Source organism: Pseudomonas sp. TNT2022 ID642, assembly GCF_028656995.1.
Classification (GTDB): domain Bacteria; phylum Pseudomonadota; class Gammaproteobacteria; order Pseudomonadales; family Pseudomonadaceae; genus Aquipseudomonas.
On the sequence record NZ_JAMDGW010000033.1, the window covers coordinates 86,395 to 105,941 of the forward strand.

Here is a 19,547-nt window from a genome sequence, read left to right on the forward strand (position 1 = left end):
TTGATCTTTCAAAAACAGAAAGATCGCAGCCTTCGGCAGCTCCTACAGGTGAAGTGTAGAGCCAGCAAAAACTGCGACCTTTCTATTTGCATCAACCGAGCTGAGCGGCCACGTCTTCCGGAATATCAGCGTTGGAATAGACGTTCTGCACGTCATCCAGGTCTTCAAGCATGTCGATCAGCTTGAGTACCTTCTCCGCACCTTCCAGATCCAGTTCGGCGCTGGTGGTCGGCTGCATGACGATTTCCGCGTCATCACCCTTGAATCCAGCCGCTTCCAGCGCGTTACGCACCGCATAGAAGCTGGTGAACGAGGTGAACACATCGATCGAACCGTCTTCGTGGCTGACCACGTCATCGGCATCGGCTTCCAGAGCCGCTTCAGTCAGCGCGTCTTCATCGACGCCCGGCGCGAAGCTGATCTGGCCTTTGCGCTCGAACAAGTAAGCCACCGAACCGTCGGTGCCGAGGTTGCCACCACACTTGCTGAACGCATGACGCACAGCGGCTGCGGTACGGTTACGGTTGTCGGTCATGCACTCGACCATCACCGCCACGCCGCCCGGGCCGTAACCTTCATAGGTCAGCTCTTCAACGTTGTCCGCTTCGGTGGCACCGGCGCCGCGCGCGACGGCACGGTCGATGATGTCGCGGCTCATGTTCGCGCTCAGGGCTTTGTCCAGCGCCAGACGCAGACGCGGATTGGAACCCGGATCACCGCCGCCCTGACGGGCCGCAACAGTCAGTTCACGGATCCACTTGGTGAAGATCTTGCCTCTCTTGGCATCCTGACGTTCTTTGCGGTGCTTGATGTTCGCCCACTTGGAATGACCTGCCATAACTCGCTCCGAATTCTCTTTGAAACGTTGCCCGCCCTGCTCATGCAGCGGCCAGCAAACAAAAAATCTCGACCTGCTCTCTATAGAAAGAAAAAAGGCGCATCCGAAGATGCGCCTTCAGGCCCGTCTTACTCAGCCTTTGGCGTTTCGCGTAAACGAATGTGCAGCTCACGCAGTGCCTTGGCATCCACCACACCCGGCGCCTGCGTCATCACGTCAGCAGCACTCTGGGTTTTCGGGAAGGCGATCACTTCACGGATCGACTGGGCGCCAGTCATCAGCATTACCAGACGATCCAGACCGAAGGCCAGACCACCGTGCGGCGGTGCACCGTACTTCAGCGCGTCGAGCAGGAAGCCGAATTTCTCTTCCTGTTCCGCTTCATTGATACCCAGCAGACGGAATACCGCTTGCTGCATTTCCTTGCGGTGGATACGGATCGAACCGCCACCCAGCTCGGTGCCGTTCAACACCATGTCGTATGCGCGGGACAACGCGCCAGCCGGGTTGGCTTCCAGCTCTTCAGGAGAGCACTTCGGCGCGGTGAACGGGTGGTGCAACGCGGAGAAGCTGCCGTCGTCGTTCTCTTCGAACATCGGGAAGTCGACGACCCACATTGGCGCCCACTCGCAGGTCAGCAGCTTGAGGTCGTGACCGAGCTTGATACGCAGTGCGCCCAAGGCTTCGCTGACGATCTTGGCCTTGTCGGCACCGAAGAACACGATGTCGCCATCGACTGCGCCAACGCGATCAAGGATCACGTTCAGCTTGTCTTCAGGGATGTTTTTCACGATCGGCGATTGCAGGCCTTCAACACCGGCAGCACGCTCGTTGACCTTGATGTACGCCAGGCCCTTGGCACCGTAGATGCCGACGAACTTGGTGTAGTCGTCGATCTGCTTGCGCGGCATGCTCGCCCCGCCTGGAACGCGCAGTGCGGCAATACGGCACTTCGGATCGTTGGCCGGGCCGCTGAACACTTTGAAATCGACTTCTTTCAGTTGATCGGCAACGTCGACCAGTTCCAGCGGGTTACGCAAGTCTGGCTTGTCGGAACCGTAACGACGCATGGCTTCTTCGAAAGTCATGTGCGGGAAGTCGCCGAATTCCAGACCCAGCACTTCCTTGAACAGGTTGCGGATCATTTCTTCGGTCAGGCCCATGATCTCCTTTTCATCGAGGAAGCTGGTCTCGATGTCGATCTGGGTGAATTCTGGCTGACGGTCGGCACGCAGATCTTCGTCGCGGAAGCACTTGGCGATCTGGTAGTAACGGTCGAAACCGGCAACCATCAACAGTTGCTTGAACAGCTGTGGCGACTGCGGCAAGGCGAAGAACGAACCGGCGTGGGTACGGCTAGGCACAAGATAGTCACGCGCGCCTTCAGGAGTCGCACGGGTCAGGATCGGCGTTTCAACGTCGAGGAAGCCGTTCTCGTCGAGGAAGCGACGGATGCTGGTGGTCATGCGCGAGCGCAGACGCAGCTTCTCGGCCATTTCCGGACGACGCAGGTCAAGGAAGCGATAACGCAGACGGGTTTCTTCACCAACGTCGGAGAACTCGTTCAGCGGGAACGGCGGGGTTTCCGACTCGTTCAGCACTTCCAGTTCATAACCCAGCACTTCGATCATGCCCGACGCCATGTTGGCGTTGGTGGCACCGGCCGGACGCAGACGCACCTTGCCGGTGATCTTCACGACGTACTCGCTGCGCACGCGATCGGCAGCGGCGAAGCTCTCGGCGCGATCCGGATCGAAAACCACCTGGGCCAGACCGTCACGATCACGGATATCGAGGAAAATCACCCCGCCGTGGTCGCGGCGACGGTGAACCCATCCGCAAAGGGTAATTTCCTGGCCTTCCAGGCTTTCGTTCAGTTGGCCGCAATAGTGGCTGCGCATCATGGTCGTGGTTCGCTTCTCGTAATTCGAAAAATTCGGTGGAGCTCCCGTTGCTTTCAGGCAATGCGGAAACTCACGCGTGTCGTTCAACCTGGGGTTGAACCCTAGTCAGATTTGTCGCCACCGGCCAGATTCTTCTTGGTCCCGGTCTTGAAATCGGTTTCGTACCAACCGCTGCCGCTGAGGCGAAAGCCTGGCATGGACAGCTGTTTCTTGAGCTCTGGCGCCTGACAGGCAGGGCAGTCGACCAGCGGTGCCTCGCTGATCTTTTGAATGGCTTCCAACTGATGACCACAGGAAGCACATTGATAATCGTACATCGGCATGGGGGGTGTCTCGGCGATCAGATTGCCACCGCGCGCAGGGCTTTGCGGCGAAAGAGCGGGATTATATCGATTAAATGCGGCCTGTGCAGCCGTAAGACTGCACAGGCCGCGCCCTTGTTTGCAACCGCCGCTTCAGAGCGATTCGGCAGGTGTTGCTTGCTTGATGCCGTTCATGACGCACACCACCCGCACCAGCGCGCTGAAATTTTTCACCCCGCCGTGACGCAAATGCACTTCACGGTCGACATGGGACAGCAGCGAGCTGATCGAACAGCAGTTGTCTGCTGCCATATTGCCGAGGATGTTCCAGTAGACCCGCTCCAGCCGCAAGCAGGTTGCGTAACCGTTCAGACGCACGGATCGCGACGATGGCTGAACCAATGCCATGTCGAACTCGTTGACGAACGGATCGACTTTCAATTCATGTGGCAAGCTGACAATCCTGTCGCCTCGCCTGTCTCCCTCTACCATATCGGTGACACTCCTTTGCCATCTCTGCTTGTTTGAAAAGTCACATCCTGTGGCTTTCATAAAAGCGCAGACACAAAGTTATATCTAGACGACTTATTGACCGTCTCCGTAGGATAAGCCAACGATACAGGTAAGATTTCGGACAGCGCGCGAGCCTGACACCACTGGCCCGCGCGTCCGGCTACTTACGCCTCCAGCAGCGCGCGCAACATCCACGCGGTTTTCTCGTGAACCTGCATGCGCTGGGTCAGCAGGTCTGCGGTCGGCTCATCGCTGACCTTGTCGAGCAGCAGAAAAATGCCGCGCGCCGTGCGGGTCACGGCTTCCTGGCCATCGACCAATTGCTTGATCATGTCTTCGGCACTCGGCACCCCCACCTCCTCCTTGATGGAAGAAAGGCGTGCGTACGTGGCATAGGCACCCGGTGCCGGAAAGCCCAGGGCGCGAATCCGCTCGGCGATCGAGTCCACGGCCAGCGCCAGCTCGTTGTACTGTTCTTCGAACATCAAGTGCAGCGTGCGAAACATCGGGCCGGTGACGTTCCAGTGGAAGTTATGGGTTTTCAGATACAGCACGTAGGTGTCCGACAACAGACGGGATAGTCCTTCGACGATGGACTTGCGATCTTCTTCACTGATACCGATATCGATTGCCATGTTTACCCCCTAACGGCGATTGAATTCATCCAACAGGTGCAGACCCACTCTAGCAAGGCAACCGCCCCCCCGCAGCCCTGATTGGCTGCAAACGCTGCGACAAATCGACCGACGCCATGCCGCTGGCCGGGCTGATTTGAGTAGCCGCAGGCTTTGCTGTTAAATAGGCAGTGTGTCGCCATGCCCCATTTTTCGGGGTGTTGCGCATAGGCTGATGCCGTGAACGTGTCCACCGCCTCTTATTTTGTTCCGAAGCGAACCGTGCGCCTTCAGCTCTTCCTTGTGAGCCGTCATAAACGTGAGCCAATCAAAATGTTGAAAATCGTCCACCTGCTAATGGGCGCAGCAGCATTGCTGCTGTCGTTCATACCCAGCTTGAAATCCGAAGCCGTTCCCTACCTGCAACAACCCGATGCACTTTACCTGGCCTTTTTCGGCCTGCTGAACCTGGTGATTGCCCCAGTGATTCCTTACTGGAACAAAGGCCCTCGTCAGCATCTGCAAAACCTCGTCAGCGCTCTTCTGGTACTGACCGTCGTCCTGCAAACCTTGACCCTGATCGCCCCGATGCCCGTCATCGCCGGCCAGCCAGCCGTGCTGTTCACCCTGGTGATTGCACTGGTTGCCGTGGTCTTGCATCTGGCTGTGAGCTTCTATCGTTCTTCACCTGCTGCCGCTCCAACCAGCTATGACATGACCAATCGCGATACCGGTACCGTCAAGTGGTTCAACACTTCCAAAGGCTTCGGTTTTATCTCCCGGGATTCCGGCGATGATATTTTCGTGCACTTTCGCGCGATCCGTGGTGAAGGTCATCGCGTACTGGTCGAAGGCCAGCGCGTGGAGTTCTCGGTGATGAACCGCGACAAAGGCCTGCAAGCCGAGGACGTGATCGCCGCTCTGCCGCGACGCTGATCCAGGCATAAAAAAACCGCGAGCAGCATGCTGTTCGCGGTTTTTTTACGCCTGCTGAAAAGTACCTGCCTCAGTAGTGCGGCGGTGGCGCCTCATCCTCAAAGGACTCGAACTGGCCAACCATCTCTTCCTGACGCTTGAGCAGGGCCGCCATCTGCAACTGCAGACGCTCGACCACACGCTGCTGGGCCACCAGCACGTCGTTCAACGCCTGAATGGTGTCATCCTGAAACGCCAAGCGGCTTTCCAGATCGGTAACGCGTTCTTCCAGACTCATGACTCAGCCCTCCACAAAGGTGAAATGCTCGGTCAGGACCAGCCGCAACCGTTCGCGAATGGCCGCGACCTGCTCGGCACTATATGGCTTGGCCGGGTGCTTGCCCCAGACCGGTGCCGGCCAGGCTGCGTCGTCGCGTTTGCGCACAATCACATGCATGTGCATCTGGCTGACAACGTTACCCAAGGTCGCGACGTTCATTTTGTCGGCATCGAACAGGTCCTTGAGCAGCTCCGCGAGCGCGGTGGTTTCCTGCCACAACTGCTGTTGATCGGCGACATCCAACTGAAACAACTCACTGATATCGTCGCGACGAGGCACCAGGATGAACCAAGGGTAGTTGGCATCATTGGACAGCAGCAGTCGGCAAAGAGGGAAATCACCGATCGTCAGCGTGTCCTGTTGAAGTCGTGAATCTAAAGCAAACACTGCGCGCACTCCCGGCTGATCTTCATTATTCAGCTTAGCGGCCGTCCTCGCGAACGGCGCAACCAAGCGACAGGACGGCAGCATACCTGCGAATGCGCCAGCCTTCACGAAGGCGTGATTTCGAACCGCTGCGAATGCCCCCGGATGGGACATTTACTCGCGCCGCGCACCAACACAGCACCAACAGCAGCAGAAAACACAATGAAATGACCGTAGAACCCTGATTCGTTCAGTTCTCAACCCGATCTCGACTGTATGAATCCGGAACAGCTACAAATTTTTTTGCACCAAAACCGCACAGTGCGTCTACGCTCACTGCGTCGGGCATCCGCCAAATACTCACCGGCGGGGTGAACCGGTAACGTTTTTGGTTGTCACGCTCGTTTCTCGGCGTGGCAACACCATAGGAGCAATGGCGTCAAGCCCTGAGCCAAAGGGGCTTGGCGCCCAGTATTTATGAGGTTTTTACAGACAGAGGCAAGCGTTCAGAAAAATAACCGCAGCGAAATTGCGGTTTGAGCACGCTTGTTGCATTCGTACCCATATGGACTATAAGCGCACCACTGGAAGTGGATGCCTTAAGCCCCATAAGAACAGTGGCAGGGTTGCCCGATGGAGATTCAAGTGTTTTGCCAGGGACTCTTTTTTAGCGATGCAAACGGCTAAAAAAACAGCGAGAAAGTTGTAGGCCCGATTGCATCGGTTCTGTGAATTTGCGACATCTACACACCAGTTTGCGACAGCGTCGTAAAGAAGGTGAAAGGTTAGATTCGCAAGTATCGCCAACATTGTCGGCGTGATATAAGTTTGCGCCGACACAAAAAGAAAGAGCCGCCCAGATAATAAAACAGGTGGGACGGCAGTACTCTTCTAAAAACCAAAGGAGCAAATCACGATGCGCGTGATGAAGTGGAGCATGATCGCCCTGGCTGTTGCAGCAGGCACCTCGCAGTTCGCAATGGCGTCTTCTCAAGACGAGTCCAAAGGTTTCCTGGAAGACCAGAGTCTGAAACTGAAGACTCGTATGGAATACATGAACCGCGACTACAAAAACGGCGCGGGTAACGTTTCCAACGGTGACGGCACCTTCAAAAGCGGCTATCGCCAGGACACCGGCGTAAGCCAACTGCTGACTTACGAGTCGGGCTTCACTCAAGGCACTGTAGGCTTCGGTCTCGACGCCATGGCCATGGGTTCGGTCAAACTGGACGGCGGTTCGGGTCGTCGCGGTAACGGCCTGTTCGCAGTCGACAGCGACGGCAACCCGGAAAAATCCCAGGGCAAAATCGGCGGCGCAGTTAAATTCCGCGTATCCGACACTGTGCTGAAATACGGCCAGCAATTCGTTGCCAGCCCGGTATTCGCCACCGACGACAGCCGTCTGCTGCCAGAAGTCGCCACCGGTACCCTGATCACTTCCAAAGAGATCAAAGGTCTGGAATTGAGCGCAGGTCGCTTCACGTCACTGAGCAAGCAAACCGGTATGGGCCGCGACAGCATCGGCGGTCTGCCGGATGAAGATGGCAATGGCGGCAAAGGCCTGACCAGCATCAACATCTTCGGTGCCAGCTACGCCTTCACCGATAACTTCACCGGCGCCCTGGCTGCTTCCGACGCTGAAGATTACTTCAAGAAGTACTACGTCAACCTGAACTACACCTTGCCAATCAACGACGATCAGTCGCTGAACTTCGACCTGAACGGTTACCACACCAAAGGCGAGAAACGTGGCGACCTGGTTAGCGCAATCGGTGACGAAAGCGACGAGAACGATACCCGCGGCGTAGACAACAACCTGTGGTCCCTGGCAGCAGCGTACAGCCTCGGCGCCCACAAGTTCACCGTTGCCTATCAGCAATCGAGCGGCGACAACGCTTACTACTACGGCGTTGACGGTAACAGCACCATCTTCGTAGCCAACTCCATCCAGATCTCCGACTTCGTCGGCCGCGAAGAGAAATCCTGGCAGGCTCGTTACGACCTGAACATGAAAACCTACGGCGTACCAGGCCTGAGCTTCATGACCCGTTACGTAATGGGTGACAACATCAAGACCAACGGTCTGGGTGAAGGCAAAGAGAACGAGTGGAACGCCGAATCCAAGTACGTGATCCAGGAAGGCCCGGCCAAAGATCTGTCGTTCCGTCTGCGTTATGCCATGTACCGCTCCAACGGCGCGTACAGCGGCTACTCGGCTGACAACAACGATACCCGTCTGATCGTTGAGTACCCACTGAACATTCTCTAATAAGAGATGTACGGCTGACGTACTGTAGAGCTCTGCTCTAATAAAAACCGCTCACCTGATTCAGGTGTGCGGTTTTTTTATGCATTCAGAAACACGCTTCCAAACAACAAACATTAGCCAGCTATCTATTAGCTGACAAACTTTCACGGCGGACATAAAAAAACCCAAGAGTGCGAACATCTCTTGGGTCGGACACTAATTAACTGACCGCAAGGCCAGATATCAATGTTGTTACTGCACAGCGCTTTCCTGAACTACGCGAATCACCCGCTGCGGAAAAGGAATATCAATCCCGGCAGTCTTTAAACGATCACGCGACTGTTCGTTAAACATGAACATCACGTCCCAGTAGTCTGCAGTTTTCACCCACACACGCAGGGAAACAGTGATCGAACTGTCACCCAAGGTCGAAATCACGGCCTGTGGCGCCGGATCCTGCAATACGCGCTCATCCTTGGCCAGATCCAGCAGCACCTGACGGGCCTTTTGCAGATCAGCTTCGTAATCCACACCCACATCGAACACAACCTTACGGGTTGGCTGACGGTTGGTGTTGGTGATGATGCCGTTCGACAGGTTGCCGTTTGGCACGATGATGGTCTTGTTATCGCCGGTACGCAGCACCGTGTGGAAAATCTGGATGCTGTCGACTGTACCCGACACGCCTTGCGCTTCGATCCAGTCGCCGATACGGAACGGACGGAACAGCAGAATCAGCACGCCACCGGCGAAGTTCGCCAGGCTGCCCTGCAAGGCCAGACCGATGGCCAGACCGGCCGCACCGATCGCAGCAACGAACGAGGTGGTTTCAACGCCGATCATCGAAGCGACGCTGACAATCAGCAGCACCTTGAGAATGATGTTCGCCAGGCTGCTGATAAAGCCTTGCAGTGCCAGATCGGCATTACGCAGAGCCAGCAGGCCGCCGAGTTTTTGCGTGACCTTGTTGATCAGCCACCAGCCAATGGCCAGCGTGATCACTGCCAGCAGCACGCGGCTGCCGTATTCCATGATCATCGGAATCCACGCCTGGGATGCCTTGACCAGGTTGTCCACCTCAGCATTCAAATCCATGTTCTATCTCCTGATTTCCGGCTTCCCGGGCTGTAAAAAATCAGCGGCAGAAAGACCGAACCCGCTGGGGCTCAATCGTTTCTGCCGTTGCTTGGGCCTCGGACGCTGAAAACGCCGAGAGGTTCCCGACCGAAAAGCTTAGTCGCGGAAGTTGTTGAACTGCAGGGGCATGCCGAATTCCTTGGCCCGCAGGGCCGCGATGGCCTCTTGCAGGTCATCACGCTTCTTGCCGGTCACGCGTACCTGCTCGCCTTGAATGGCGGCCTGCACTTTCAGTTTGGCATCCTTGATGTGGCCGACGATTTTCTTCGCCAGTTCCTTGTCGATACCTTCCTTGAGGATGGCGTCCTGCTTCATCAGTTTGCCCGATGCGTAGGCGTCCTTGACCTCAAGGCACTGCACATCGATCTTGCGCTTGACCAGCGCCAGCTTGAGGATTTCGATCATTGCTTCCAGCTGGAATCCGGCTTCAGCAGTCAGGCTGACGGTGAGGTCTTTTTCCTTGAACTCGAAGCTGCCTTTGCCTTTCAGGTCATAACGACGATCGAGTTCCTTCACGGCGTTCTCGACCGCGTTGGTGAGTTCGTGTTTGTCCAGTTCGGATACCACGTCGAACGACGGCATGTAATCTCTCCAATAAAAAGGCGCGCTCGATGTGGATGGAGCGCGCTTGGCTTGCGGTTAAAATCGGGCTCATTATAACGGGTCTTTTCCCACCGACACGGCGAGCCGCACATGCCTGTACGCAATCGAGCAAAAAACTGATGGCCACCACCTGGCATGTATTGGGCGCCGGCAGCCTCGGCACGCTGTGGGCCACCCGCCTGGCCCGCGCCGGTCTGCCGGTCAGGCTGATCGTGCGTGATGCCGAGCGCTTGCACAGCTATGTGGCTGCGGGCGGGCTGACGCTGGTTGAACAAGGCCAGGCCAGTACCTACGCGGTGCCGGGGGAAACGCCCGACAACCCCGAGCCGATCCACCGTTTGCTGGTGGCCTGCAAGGCTTACGATGCCGAAAACGCCGTCGCCCGCCTCGCCCCACGACTGACAGCGGACGCCGAACTGATCCTTCTGCAAAACGGCCTCGGCAGTCAGGACGCCGTCGCCAACCGGGTGCCACTGGCACGGTGCATCAGCGCTTCAAGCACCGAGGGTGCGTTTCGCGATGGCGACTGGCGCGTGGTGTTTGCCGGCCACGGCTTTACCTGGCTCGGCGACGCTGGCCATCCGGTCGCGCCGATCTGGCTGGACGATCTGGATGCCGCGAAAATCCCCCACGAATGGAGCACCGATATCCTTACGCGTCTGTGGCGCAAACTCGCACTCAACTGCGCGATCAATCCGCTCACCGTGCTGCACGACTGCCGTAATGGCGGACTGCAGGAGCATCACTGCGAAGTCGCCACGCTGTGCAGCGAACTGGCCGAGTTACTCGAGCGTTGCGGCCAACCCGCCGCCGCCGACAATCTGCAGCAGGAAGTCGAACGGGTGATCCACGCAACCGCCGCCAATTACTCCTCAATGTACCAGGACGTGGCCAACCAGCGCCGCACCGAAATCAGCTATCTATTGGGCCACGCCTGCAAAGTCGCCGCGCGCCACCAACTGAACCTGCCGCACCTCAGTCAATTGCAGCAACGACTGGTCGCTCATCTGCGCAGCCTCGGATTGCCCAGCGACTGAGCAGCGGCTACGCTGGCCACTTGTTCCTCTGCTGCGATAAACCTGATGCCATTGCGCCAGCGTCTCGAAAACCTGCCGGTCGGCCAGAAACTGCTGGCCGCCCTGCTGGTGCTGTTGACCACTGTGTTGCTGGTCGCCAACCTGACCTTTATCAGCGCCGCCTATTACATCTCCCAGGAAAGCATGGCACCGCAGGCCTTGCAGACCATCGGCCGGCTGATTTCCAACCCGAGCCTGGTCAGCGAAGCCCTGCAATCACCGCAAAACGCCGAGCGCCTGCTCAAAGAACTCGACAGTTACTCACCGCTACGCGCCGCTGCGCTGTACGACGGCAAGGGCGAACGCCTGGCGCAAGTGCAGCGCGGCGACAAACTCAGCCTGCCGGAACGATATCGGCACATCGAAGCGTGGCAACTGACCGAATTTCGCAGCAACCAGTTGATCACCCTGCCCCGCCCCGGCACCGCTCCGGGCCACTTGTTACTGGTGGCCAGCAGCGAACTGCCGATGGCGTTCTACACCGGCACCCTGACCGCGAGCCTTGGCATTCTGATTTTCAGCGTGTTGTTGTGGCTGGTGATTGCCCGGCAGATCAAACGCCTGATTACCCGACCGATTCATCAGCTTGAGGAATTGTCGCGTCAGGTGACCCGCGAAGAGAACTACGCCCTGCGCGCCTCACGCGGCAATCATGACGAAATCGGCAGCCTCGCCGAGGCGTTCAACACCATGCTGTCGCGCATCGAAGCCCGCGAGCAGCAACTCAAGCGCGCCCGCGATGACTCGCAAGCGGCCTACGATCAGGCCCAGGGGCTGGCCGAGGAGACCCGCCACACCAACCGCAAGCTGGAACTGGAAGTCCAGGTGCGCAGCAAGATCGAGAAAAAGCTCACTGGGTTCCAGAACTACCTCAACAGCATCATCGACTCGATGCCCTCGGCGCTGATTGCCCTCGACGAGCAGCTCTACGTCACCCAGTGGAACCAGGAAGCCAGTGCCCTCTCCGGCACACGACTGGACGAGGCACTGAACCAACCCATCTTTCTCGCCTTCGAACCGCTCAAGCCGTTTCTGCCGCAACTCAAGCAGACCGTCGAGCAGCACACCGTGGCGAAAATCGAGCGAGTAACGTGGTTCAAGGACGATGAACCGAAGCATTATGCGCTGACCTTCTACCCGTTGATGGGCGGCGCCGGGCGTGGTGTGGTTATCCGTATCGATGACATCACCCAGCGCCTGTCGCTGGAAGAAATGATGGTGCAGTCGGAAAAAATGCTCTCGGTCGGTGGCCTCGCCGCCGGCATGGCCCACGAAATCAATAACCCGCTGGGGGCGATCCTGCACAACGTGCAGAACATCCGCCGACGCCTTTCCGCCGATTTGCCGAAGAACCTCGAAACCGCCGAGCAACTGAACATCGAGCTGGACACCGTAAATCGCTATTTGCAGGGCCGCGAAGTCCCGCAATTGCTCGACGGTATCCAGCAGGCTGGCGCTCGCGCGGCGAAAATCGTCACGCACATGCTCAGCTTCAGCCGCCGCAGCACCCGACAAATGGCGCCGTGTGATCTGCCGGCATTGATCGATCAAGCGGTGGAAATCGCCGGCAACGACTTCGATCTGGCCATCGGTTTCGACTTCAAGGGCCAGGCGATCATCCGTCAGTTCGACCCGGCGCTCGGTCCGGTGCCGGGCACCGCCAATGAACTTGAGCAAGTGCTGCTCAACCTGTTGAAAAACGCCGCGCAGGCCATCCATCAGCGTGAAGACGACAGCGAACCGGGACGGATCATCCTGCGCACCAAGCTCAATCCACCGTGGGCCGAAATCCAGGTCGAGGACAACGGCATCGGCATGAGCGAGAACGTGCGCAAACGCACCTTCGAGCCGTTCTTCACCACCAAGGAAATCGGTCAGGGCACCGGGCTTGGCTTGTCGGTGTCGTATTTCATCATTACCAACAATCACAAAGGGCAGATGGAGGTGCAGTCAGCACCGGGCCAGGGCACCTGTTTCACCTTGCGCCTGCCGTTGTCGCAACCGCTGCCCATCGCTGCCGAAACCAATCAATTATCGAGGTAACCCATGGGCTTTCGCCTGTCGAAAATCTACACCCGCACCGGCGACAAGGGCGAAACCGGCTTGGGCGATGGCCGCCGCGTGCCCAAGGATCACCCGCGCATCGAAGCGATTGGTGAGGTCGATACGCTGAACAGTCAGGTCGGCGTGCTGCTGGCCGGGTTGATTGCCGAGCGCGACACGTTTCCGGGGCTGAATGAACTGATCGAGGTGTTGGCGCCTTGTCAGCATCGCTTGTTTGATCTGGGTGGCGAGTTGGCGATGCCGGCGTATCAGGCGTTGAATGCAGCGGAAATCGAACGACTGGAAGCAGCGATTGATGTGTGGAATGAGGAGTTGGGGCCGCTGGAGAATTTCATTTTGCCGGGCGGGTCGATGCTGATTGCCCAGGCGCATGTTTGTCGCAGCCTGGCGAGGAGTGCCGAGCGGCGCTGTCAGCATTTGAATGCGATTGAGCCGTTGGCCGGGGTCGGGCTGGCGTATATCAATCGGTTGTCGGATTTGCTGTTTGTCGCGGCGCGGTTGATTGCGCGGCGGCAGGGCATTGCGGAGATTCTTTGGCAACCGGCTGCCAAACCTGCAGAGATATAGTGTTTGATCGGCCGCCATCGCTGGCAAGCCAGCTCCCACAGGTTTCGTGGTGTACACAACATTTGTGAACGACACAAAACCCTGTGGGAGCTGGCTTGCCAGCGATGAGGCCAGCAGCCTTTACAGAGAATCAGGCCAGAACGCGCGAATTCCCGCCACACCCTGCGCGCCAACGCCCCAAGCCTTCTCCCGCTCCGCCGGACCAACCCCGCCCAACAGAAACACCGGTTTACTGAAGCCTTCAATCAGCGCCTCAGCCTGCTCCCAGCCCAGCGGCTGCGCATCCGGGTGGGTCAGCGTCGGCTGCACCGGCGACAGCGTGACGAAATCCACGCCCATCTGCTCGGCCAGTGCCAGCTCTTCAGCGTTGTGGCACGAAGCCGCCAGCCAGCGTTCTGCGGGCAACGGACGTCCCGCAGCGGCGTACTTTCGCAATTGCGCGGAGGTGATGTGCCAACCGGCAGAGGGGAAATCACCGAGCCATTCGAACGGCCCCTTGATCATCAGTTGCGCCTTGCCCGCACACAGCCCGGCCGCATCGACCGCCAGATCGCGATACTTGGGGTCATAGCCGTTCGGTGCGCGCAGCTGGATCAGTTTGATCCCGCCGGCAATCGCCTTCTGGATACCGCGCAGCAGAGCCGGGGTTTCCAGGTCTTCCGGGGTAATCAGATATTCCGCGGGCAAACGCGCGGCGGCAACGATCGGCTGGTTGGCGGCCGGGAACTCGTAGTTCGCCAGTTCTTTCGCGGTAACCCAGGCCAATGGCTGGCCTTCGGCACCGTGCGGTTCACCGGTGAATGCCGAAACTTCCCAGACATCCAGCAACACTTGCTTGTCCGGGTAGTCGTGACGCACTTTGATCAGCGGTCGGGCGGCGCCAACGACGATACCCAACTCTTCGTGCAGCTCCCGGGCCAGCGCAGTTTCGACCGACTCGTCAGCCTCGACCTTGCCACCGGGAAACTCCCACAGACCGCCCTGATGCTGGGTGTCGGCACGGCGGGCGATAAGGATTTTGCCACTGTCATCACGAATGACGGCGGCGGCGACGTGGACGCGTTTCACGGATTCAACTCCTCCAGTCCAGCCTTTTGCCACGCCTTGAAGGCGGGCCATTGGTAGACGGTTTCAACATAGGCTTCGTCGGCGGCCGGCAGCTTCACCTGATAAGTGCGCAGACGCACGGCAATCGGTGCGAAGAAGGCATCGGCCAGGCTGACGCGACCAAACAGATACGGCCCGCTCTCGGTGGCGGCGGCACGGCACTCGGCCCACAGCGCGAGCATGCGTTCGATGTCGACTTTCACTTCCGGCGGCACCGGGTTCAGCGGTGCGTCATGGTTGAGGTTGAACGGCATGTGATTGCGCATGGCGAAGAAGCCGCTGTGCATTTGGGCGCAGGCGGATCGCGCCTGGGCACGGGCGAAGATATCGCTCGGCCAGAGCTGCTCGGACGGAAACTGTTCAGCGAGGTATTCGGCGATGGCCAGTGAGTCGGCAATGGTGCCGCGCGCCGTTTGCAGCAGCGGGACTTTGGCGGTGGGCGAATGCTTGAGCAGCAGCTCGCGGGTATCGGGCTTGCCGAGCTTGATCAGTTCTTCGCTGTAGGGAGCGCCGGTCAGCTCAAGCGCCAGGGCAGCGCGCAGGGACCAGGAGGAAAGCAGTTTGTCGCCGATGATCAGGTGCAGGGACATGGGTGTGGCGCCTTTTCGTCAGTGGAGAAACCTGGAGACTTGCATACTTGAGCTGCCGTCTTCGCGAGCAGGCTCGCTCCCACATTGGATCGTGTTGTCACAAATCCCCTGTGGGAGCGAGCCTGCTCGCGAAAGAAGCGACCCGGTCTTGGATCAAGTCCGGTATTCGGCGTTGATCTTCACGTATTCATGCGACAGGTCGGTGGTCCAGATGGTTTCGCTGCAATCGCCGCGACCCAACTCGATGCGGATGGTGATTTCTTCCTGCTGCATCACCGCCGAGCCCTGCGCTTCAGTGTAGGTCGCCGCACGGGCGCCACGGCTGGCGATGCACACGTCACCGAGGAACACGTCGATCTTGCTCACGTCCAGATCCGGCACGCCGGCACGGCCAACGGCAGCGAGGATACGGCCCCAGTTCGGGTCGGAGGCGAACAGCGCGGTCTTGATCAGCGGTGAATGCGCCACGGTGTAGCCGACGTCGAGGCATTCCTGATGATTGCCGCCGCCATTCACTTCAACGGTGACGAACTTGGTCGCGCCTTCGCCGTCGCGCACGATGGCCTGGGCCACGTCCATGCACACTTCGAACACCGCTTGCTTGAGCTTGGCGAACAGCTCGCCTTCGGCGCGGGTGATTTCCGGCAATGCAGCCTTGCCGGTTGCGATCAGCATGCAGCAGTCGTTGGTCGAGGTGTCGCCGTCGATGGTGATGCGGTTGAACGACTTGTTCGCGCCGTCGAGCATCAAATTGTGCAGCACGTCGCGTGAGACTTTGGCGTCGGTAGCGATGTAGCCGAGCATGGTCGCCATGTTCGGGCGGATCATGCCCGCGCCTTTGCTGATGCCGGTGACGGTGATGGTCACACCGTCATGCTCGAACTGGCGGCTGGCGCCCTTCGGCAGGGTATCGGTGGTCATGATCCCGGTGGCAGCGGCTTCCCAGTTGTTTTCCGACAGATCGTCCAGCGCGGCTTGCAGTGCGCCTTCGATCTTCTCGACCGGCAGCGGCTCACCGATCACACCGGTGGAGTACGGCAGGATCTGGCTGGCATCGACGCCAGTCAGCTCGGCCAACTTCGCAGTGGTGCGTTCAGCGGCGGCCAGGCCAGGTTCACCGGTGCCAGCGTTGGCATTGCCAGTGTTGGTCAGCAGATAGCGCACAGCATTGTGCACGCGTTTTTTTGCCAGGATCACCGGTGCCGCGCAAAACGCGTTCAAGGTGAACACGCCCGCCACGGTCGAGCCTTCGGCGCAGCGCATCACAACGACATCTTTGCGCCCCGGGCGCTTGATGCCGGCCGAGGCGATACCGAGTTCAAAACCGGCAACCGGGTGCAACGTTGGCAAAGGACCAAGACCAACAGCCATGAATGCGCTCCTTACTCAATGATGTCAGCACCGTCACGCGCAGCAACGGTGGTTTAAATGGCAAAACGCCGCGACGGCAGGAGCCGGTCGCGGCGCGGGTATTTCAGCGATTGAAACGGGTTTTACTGGATCTGCCCGTGGCAATGCTTGAATTTCTTGCCCGAACCGCAGTAGCACAGTTCGTTGCGGCCCAGCTTCTGCTCATTGCGAACCGGGGCGGTGGCGAGGGCTACATCAACCTCTTCACCCAGTACTTCCGGTTGCTCCAGACCTGGCGCTTCGGCGTGTTCGAACTGCATGCGGGCGGCCAGTGCTTCGGCTTCCTGACGCAGACGCTGCTCTTCGGCTTCCGGGTCTTCGCGGCGTACCTGAACGTGCGACAGCACACGGATCGAGTCGCGCTTGATCGAATCCAGCAGCTCGGAGAACAGCGTGAACGACTCGCGCTTGTATTCCTGCTTCGGGTTCTTCTGAGCGTAGCCACGCAGGTGGATGCCGTGACGCAGGTGATCCATGGTCGACAGGTGGTCTTTCCACAGGTCGTCCAGCACGCGCAGCACGATTTGTTTCTCGAACGAGCGCAGTGCTTCGGCACCGGCCTGGTCTTCTTTCTCGTTGTACGCCGCCATCAGCTCGGTCATGAGCTTCTCGCGCAGGGTTTCCTCGTACAGATGGTCGTCTTCGTCGAGCCATTGCTGGATCGGCAGTGTCACGCCGAAATCGCTGGCAATCGACGCTTCCAGACCGGCCACGTCCCACTGCTCTGGCAGCGATTGCGGCGGAATGTGTGCGCTGACGGTGGCGTTGAGCACGTCCTGACGGAAGTCAGCGATGGTCTCACCGATGTTGTCAGCGGCCAGCAACGTGTTACGCATGTGATAGATCACTTTACGCTGTTCGTTGTTGACGTCGTCGAACTCGAGCAGTTGCTTGCGAATATCGAAGTTACGGCCTTCAACCTTGCGCTGCGCCTTCTCGATCGCGTTGGTCACCATGCGGTGCTCGATCGCTTCGCCCGGCTGCATGCCCAGGGCTTTCATGAAGTTCTTCACCCGGTCAGAGGCGAAAATGCGCATCAGGCTGTCTTCCAGCGACAGGTAGAAGCGGCTCGAACCGGCGTCACCCTGACGACCGGCACGACCACGCAGCTGGTTGTCGATACGGCGCGATTCGTGACGCTCGGACGCAATCACTTGCAGACCGCCGGACTCCAGCACTTGCTGGTGACGCTTCTGCCAGTCGGCCTTGATCTGGGCAATCTGCTCAGGGGTCGGGTTTTCCAGCGACGCGACTTCCACTTCCCAGTTACCGCCCAACAGGATGTCGGTACCACGACCGGCCATGTTGGTGGCGATGGTCAGGGCGCCCGGACGACCGGCCTGCGCGATGATCTCGGCTTCTTTTTCGTGGAACTTGGCGTTGAGAACCTTGTGTTCGATGCCTTCCTTCACGAGCAGTGCGGACATGTGCTCGGAGGTTTCGATGGTGGCAGTACCCACCAGCACCGGACGACCGGCAGCCATGCTTTCCTTGATGTCCGTAACGATTGCCGCGTATTTCTCTTCGGCGGTCAGGAACACCAGGTCGTTGAAGTCTTTACGCGCCAATGGTTTGTTCGGCGGAATGACCATCACTTCCAGACCATAGATCTGGTGGAATTCGAACGCTTCGGTGTCAGCGGTACCGGTCATGCCGGACAGCTTGGTGTACAGACGGAAGTAGTTCTGGAACGTGGTCGAAGCCAGGGTCTGGCTCTCGGCCTGGATGTTCAGGCCTTCTTTGGCTTCGATGGCCTGGTGCAAGCCTTCGGACAGACGACGACCCGGCATGGTACGACCGGTGTGTTCGTCGACCAGTACGACCTGGCCATCCTGCACGATGTATTCGATGTTGCGATTGAACAGCTTGTGCGCACGCAGACCGGCATACACGTGTGTCAGCAGGCCCAGGTTATGTGCCGAGTACAGGCTCTCGCCTTCAGCCAGCAGGCCGACGCGGGTGAGCATGTCTTCGATGAACTGGTGACCGGCTTCGTTGAGTTCGACCTGACGGGTCTTCTCGTCAACGGTGTAGTGGCCAGCCTTGGTGACTTCGCCTTCGACTTCTTCAACGTGCAGTTCCAGCTGCGGGATCAGTTTATTGATCTCCATGTACAGCTTGGAGCTGTCCTCGGCCTGACCGGAGATGATCAGCGGGGTACGCGCTTCGTCGATGAGGATGGAGTCGACTTCGTCGATCACGGCAAAGTTGAGTTCGCGCTGGAATTTTTCTTCCATGCTGAACGCCATGTTGTCGCGCAGGTAGTCAAAACCGAATTCGTTGTTGGTGCCGTAGGTGATGTCGGCGGCGTAGGCCAGACGTTTCTCTTCCGGCGGCTGGAACGGCGTCACGACGCCGACGGTCAGGCCGAGGAATTCATACAGCGGACGCATCCAGTTGGCGTCACGACGCGCCAGGTAGTCGTTCACCGTCACAACGTGCACGCCCTTGCCGGACAGTGCGTTGAGGTAAACACCCAGGGTCGCTACGAGGGTTTTACCCTCACCGGTGCGCATTTCGGCGATCTTGCCTTCGTGCAAGGTCATGCCACCGACGAGTTGCACGTCGAAGTGGCGCATACCCATGATGCGCTTGCCGGCTTCGCGGGCGACCGCAAAGGCTTCTGGCAACAGCTTGTCGAGGGTTTCCCCTTTGGCGATGCGAGCCTTGAACTCATCGGTCTTGGCGCGCAATTGATCGTCCGAAAGGGCCACCATTTGCTCTTCGAAGGCATTGACGAGCTGCACCGTCTTGAGCATGCGTTTGACTTCACGCTCGTTCTTGCTTCCAAAAAGTTTCTTTAACAAAGGCGCAAACATATCGGCAGGATCTTCCACACTAAAGGGATGGAGGGCGGCCCCGTGAGCGTCGCCCGTGCAGCCCTCATGGCCGCATGCGAACGAGCATTCTACCCGGAAACGGAAGTGAGGAAAGTGGCGATGTTCCACGATGC

At 58.6% G+C, this 19,547-nt stretch carries 18 protein-coding genes; 5 read left to right on the plus strand and 13 right to left on the minus strand.

Going from position 1 to position 19,547, the window contains the following annotated elements; translation table 11 throughout:
* Window positions 1-91: 91 nt before the first annotated feature.
* From M5G26_RS25515 to M5G26_RS25535, 5 genes are all read right to left on the minus strand, one after another.
* Entirely contained in the window at window positions 92-838 is a 747-nt protein-coding gene (locus M5G26_RS25515; protein WP_007912738.1) for a YebC/PmpR family DNA-binding transcriptional regulator, read from the minus strand.
* Window positions 839-966: 128 nt separating this feature from the next.
* Complete coding sequence (aspS, locus tag M5G26_RS25520; RefSeq protein WP_134176736.1) at window positions 967-2,742, minus strand: aspartate--tRNA ligase; 1,776 nt, start codon at window positions 2,740-2,742, stop codon at window positions 967-969.
* A gap of 101 nt (window positions 2,743-2,843) precedes the next feature.
* On the minus strand, window positions 2,844-3,065 hold the full coding sequence (locus M5G26_RS25525) for an FmdB family zinc ribbon protein (RefSeq protein ID WP_064119106.1): 222 nt from the start codon (window positions 3,063-3,065) through the stop codon (window positions 2,844-2,846).
* A gap of 132 nt (window positions 3,066-3,197) precedes the next feature.
* The gene (locus tag M5G26_RS25530; RefSeq protein WP_150693349.1) at window positions 3,198-3,536 is read right to left on the minus strand and encodes a ribbon-helix-helix domain-containing protein; all 339 of its coding nucleotides are present in this window, start codon (window positions 3,534-3,536) and stop codon (window positions 3,198-3,200) included.
* Window positions 3,537-3,721: 185 nt separating this feature from the next.
* Complete coding sequence (locus M5G26_RS25535; protein ID WP_273916802.1) at window positions 3,722-4,192, minus strand: Dps family protein; 471 nt, start codon at window positions 4,190-4,192, stop codon at window positions 3,722-3,724.
* A 312-nt stretch (window positions 4,193-4,504) separates the two neighbouring features.
* Between M5G26_RS25535 and M5G26_RS25540 the strand changes: the two genes are divergently transcribed.
* On the plus strand, window positions 4,505-5,107 hold the full coding sequence (locus tag M5G26_RS25540; RefSeq protein WP_008080216.1) for a cold-shock protein: 603 nt from the start codon (window positions 4,505-4,507) through the stop codon (window positions 5,105-5,107).
* A 70-nt stretch (window positions 5,108-5,177) separates the two neighbouring features.
* On the opposite strand, the gene M5G26_RS25545 is transcribed toward M5G26_RS25540, so the two are convergent.
* Window positions 5,178-5,384: a SlyX family protein gene (locus M5G26_RS25545; RefSeq protein ID WP_038366649.1), complete on the minus strand. Its 207-nt coding sequence runs from the start codon at window positions 5,382-5,384 to the stop codon at window positions 5,178-5,180.
* Window positions 5,385-5,387: 3 nt separating this feature from the next.
* Entirely contained in the window at window positions 5,388-5,813 is a 426-nt protein-coding gene (locus M5G26_RS25550) for an HIT domain-containing protein (protein ID WP_038366655.1), read from the minus strand.
* Between the two features lie 895 nt (window positions 5,814-6,708).
* On the opposite strand from M5G26_RS25550, the gene M5G26_RS25555 reads away from it, so the two are divergent.
* The gene (locus M5G26_RS25555) at window positions 6,709-8,061 is read left to right on the plus strand and encodes an OprD family porin (protein WP_134176734.1); all 1,353 of its coding nucleotides are present in this window, start codon (window positions 6,709-6,711) and stop codon (window positions 8,059-8,061) included.
* Between the two features lie 231 nt (window positions 8,062-8,292).
* Here the strand turns inward: M5G26_RS25555 and M5G26_RS25560 are convergent, their stop codons facing one another.
* The gene (locus M5G26_RS25560) at window positions 8,293-9,135 is read right to left on the minus strand and encodes a mechanosensitive ion channel family protein (RefSeq protein ID WP_150693276.1); all 843 of its coding nucleotides are present in this window, start codon (window positions 9,133-9,135) and stop codon (window positions 8,293-8,295) included.
* Between the two features lie 138 nt (window positions 9,136-9,273).
* Window positions 9,274-9,759 carry a YajQ family cyclic di-GMP-binding protein gene (locus tag M5G26_RS25565; RefSeq protein ID WP_008080210.1) on the minus strand — a complete coding sequence of 162 codons (486 nt, stop codon included), beginning with the start codon at window positions 9,757-9,759 and terminating at the stop codon, window positions 9,274-9,276.
* 140 nt (window positions 9,760-9,899) lie between these two features.
* Between M5G26_RS25565 and M5G26_RS25570 the strand changes: the two genes are divergently transcribed.
* Genes M5G26_RS25570 through M5G26_RS25580 form a run of 3 tightly spaced genes read left to right on the plus strand, consistent with a single transcriptional unit; the run spans window position 9,900 to window position 13,487 of the window.
* Complete coding sequence (locus tag M5G26_RS25570; protein WP_273916803.1) at window positions 9,900-10,817, plus strand: putative 2-dehydropantoate 2-reductase; 918 nt, start codon at window positions 9,900-9,902, stop codon at window positions 10,815-10,817.
* A gap of 45 nt (window positions 10,818-10,862) precedes the next feature.
* Window positions 10,863-12,899, plus strand: coding sequence for a sensor histidine kinase (locus M5G26_RS25575; protein WP_273916804.1), 2,037 nt, complete (start codon window positions 10,863-10,865; stop codon window positions 12,897-12,899).
* A 3-nt stretch (window positions 12,900-12,902) separates the two neighbouring features.
* Window positions 12,903-13,487, plus strand: a complete 585-nt coding sequence (locus tag M5G26_RS25580; protein ID WP_273916805.1) for a cob(I)yrinic acid a,c-diamide adenosyltransferase — start codon at window positions 12,903-12,905, stop codon at window positions 13,485-13,487.
* Between the two features lie 120 nt (window positions 13,488-13,607).
* Here M5G26_RS25580 and M5G26_RS25585 read toward each other — a convergent pair whose 3' ends face one another.
* The 4 genes from M5G26_RS25585 to secA form a co-directional block, all read right to left on the minus strand.
* On the minus strand, window positions 13,608-14,555 hold the full coding sequence (locus M5G26_RS25585) for a Nudix family hydrolase (protein ID WP_134176731.1): 948 nt from the start codon (window positions 14,553-14,555) through the stop codon (window positions 13,608-13,610).
* A complete protein-coding gene (locus tag M5G26_RS25590; protein WP_134176730.1) occupies window positions 14,552-15,184 on the minus strand; it encodes a glutathione S-transferase family protein in 633 nt (210 codons plus the stop codon). Before M5G26_RS25590 ends, M5G26_RS25585 begins: the two co-directional genes overlap by 4 nt.
* Window positions 15,185-15,337: 153 nt before the next feature.
* Window positions 15,338-16,555, minus strand: a complete 1,218-nt coding sequence (gene argJ, locus M5G26_RS25595; protein ID WP_134176729.1) for a bifunctional glutamate N-acetyltransferase/amino-acid acetyltransferase ArgJ — start codon at window positions 16,553-16,555, stop codon at window positions 15,338-15,340.
* A gap of 122 nt (window positions 16,556-16,677) precedes the next feature.
* On the minus strand, window positions 16,678-19,413 hold the full coding sequence (gene secA, locus M5G26_RS25600) for a preprotein translocase subunit SecA (protein ID WP_134176728.1): 2,736 nt from the start codon (window positions 19,411-19,413) through the stop codon (window positions 16,678-16,680).
* Window positions 19,414-19,547: the final 134 nt, after the last annotated feature.

Bases quoted from the DNA above. Each gene is read 5' to 3' on its own strand.
- M5G26_RS25555 (WP_134176734.1), top strand. From the start codon at position 6,709: ATGCGCGTGATGAAGTGGAGCATGATCGCCCTGGCTGTTGCAGCAGGC.
- M5G26_RS25535 (WP_273916802.1), bottom strand. From the start codon at position 4,192: ATGGCAATCGATATCGGTATCAGTGAAGAAGATCGCAAGTCCATCGTC.
- M5G26_RS25565 (WP_008080210.1), bottom strand. From the start codon at position 9,759: ATGCCGTCGTTCGACGTGGTATCCGAACTGGACAAACACGAACTCACC.
- M5G26_RS25590 (WP_134176730.1), bottom strand. From the start codon at position 15,184: ATGTCCCTGCACCTGATCATCGGCGACAAACTGCTTTCCTCCTGGTCC.
- M5G26_RS25515 (WP_007912738.1), bottom strand. From the start codon at position 838: ATGGCAGGTCATTCCAAGTGGGCGAACATCAAGCACCGCAAAGAACGT.
- M5G26_RS25540 (WP_008080216.1), top strand. From the start codon at position 4,505: ATGTTGAAAATCGTCCACCTGCTAATGGGCGCAGCAGCATTGCTGCTG.
- aspS (WP_134176736.1), bottom strand. From the start codon at position 2,742: ATGATGCGCAGCCACTATTGCGGCCAACTGAACGAAAGCCTGGAAGGC.
- secA (WP_134176728.1), bottom strand. From the start codon at position 19,413: ATGTTTGCGCCTTTGTTAAAGAAACTTTTTGGAAGCAAGAACGAGCGT.
- M5G26_RS25580 (WP_273916805.1), top strand. From the start codon at position 12,903: ATGGGCTTTCGCCTGTCGAAAATCTACACCCGCACCGGCGACAAGGGC.
- M5G26_RS25525 (WP_064119106.1), bottom strand. From the start codon at position 3,065: ATGCCGATGTACGATTATCAATGTGCTTCCTGTGGTCATCAGTTGGAA.
- M5G26_RS25545 (WP_038366649.1), bottom strand. From the start codon at position 5,384: ATGAGTCTGGAAGAACGCGTTACCGATCTGGAAAGCCGCTTGGCGTTT.
- M5G26_RS25575 (WP_273916804.1), top strand. From the start codon at position 10,863: ATGCCATTGCGCCAGCGTCTCGAAAACCTGCCGGTCGGCCAGAAACTG.
- M5G26_RS25560 (WP_150693276.1), bottom strand. From the start codon at position 9,135: ATGGATTTGAATGCTGAGGTGGACAACCTGGTCAAGGCATCCCAGGCG.
- M5G26_RS25530 (WP_150693349.1), bottom strand. From the start codon at position 3,536: ATGGTAGAGGGAGACAGGCGAGGCGACAGGATTGTCAGCTTGCCACAT.
- argJ (WP_134176729.1), bottom strand. From the start codon at position 16,555: ATGGCTGTTGGTCTTGGTCCTTTGCCAACGTTGCACCCGGTTGCCGGT.
- M5G26_RS25570 (WP_273916803.1), top strand. From the start codon at position 9,900: ATGGCCACCACCTGGCATGTATTGGGCGCCGGCAGCCTCGGCACGCTG.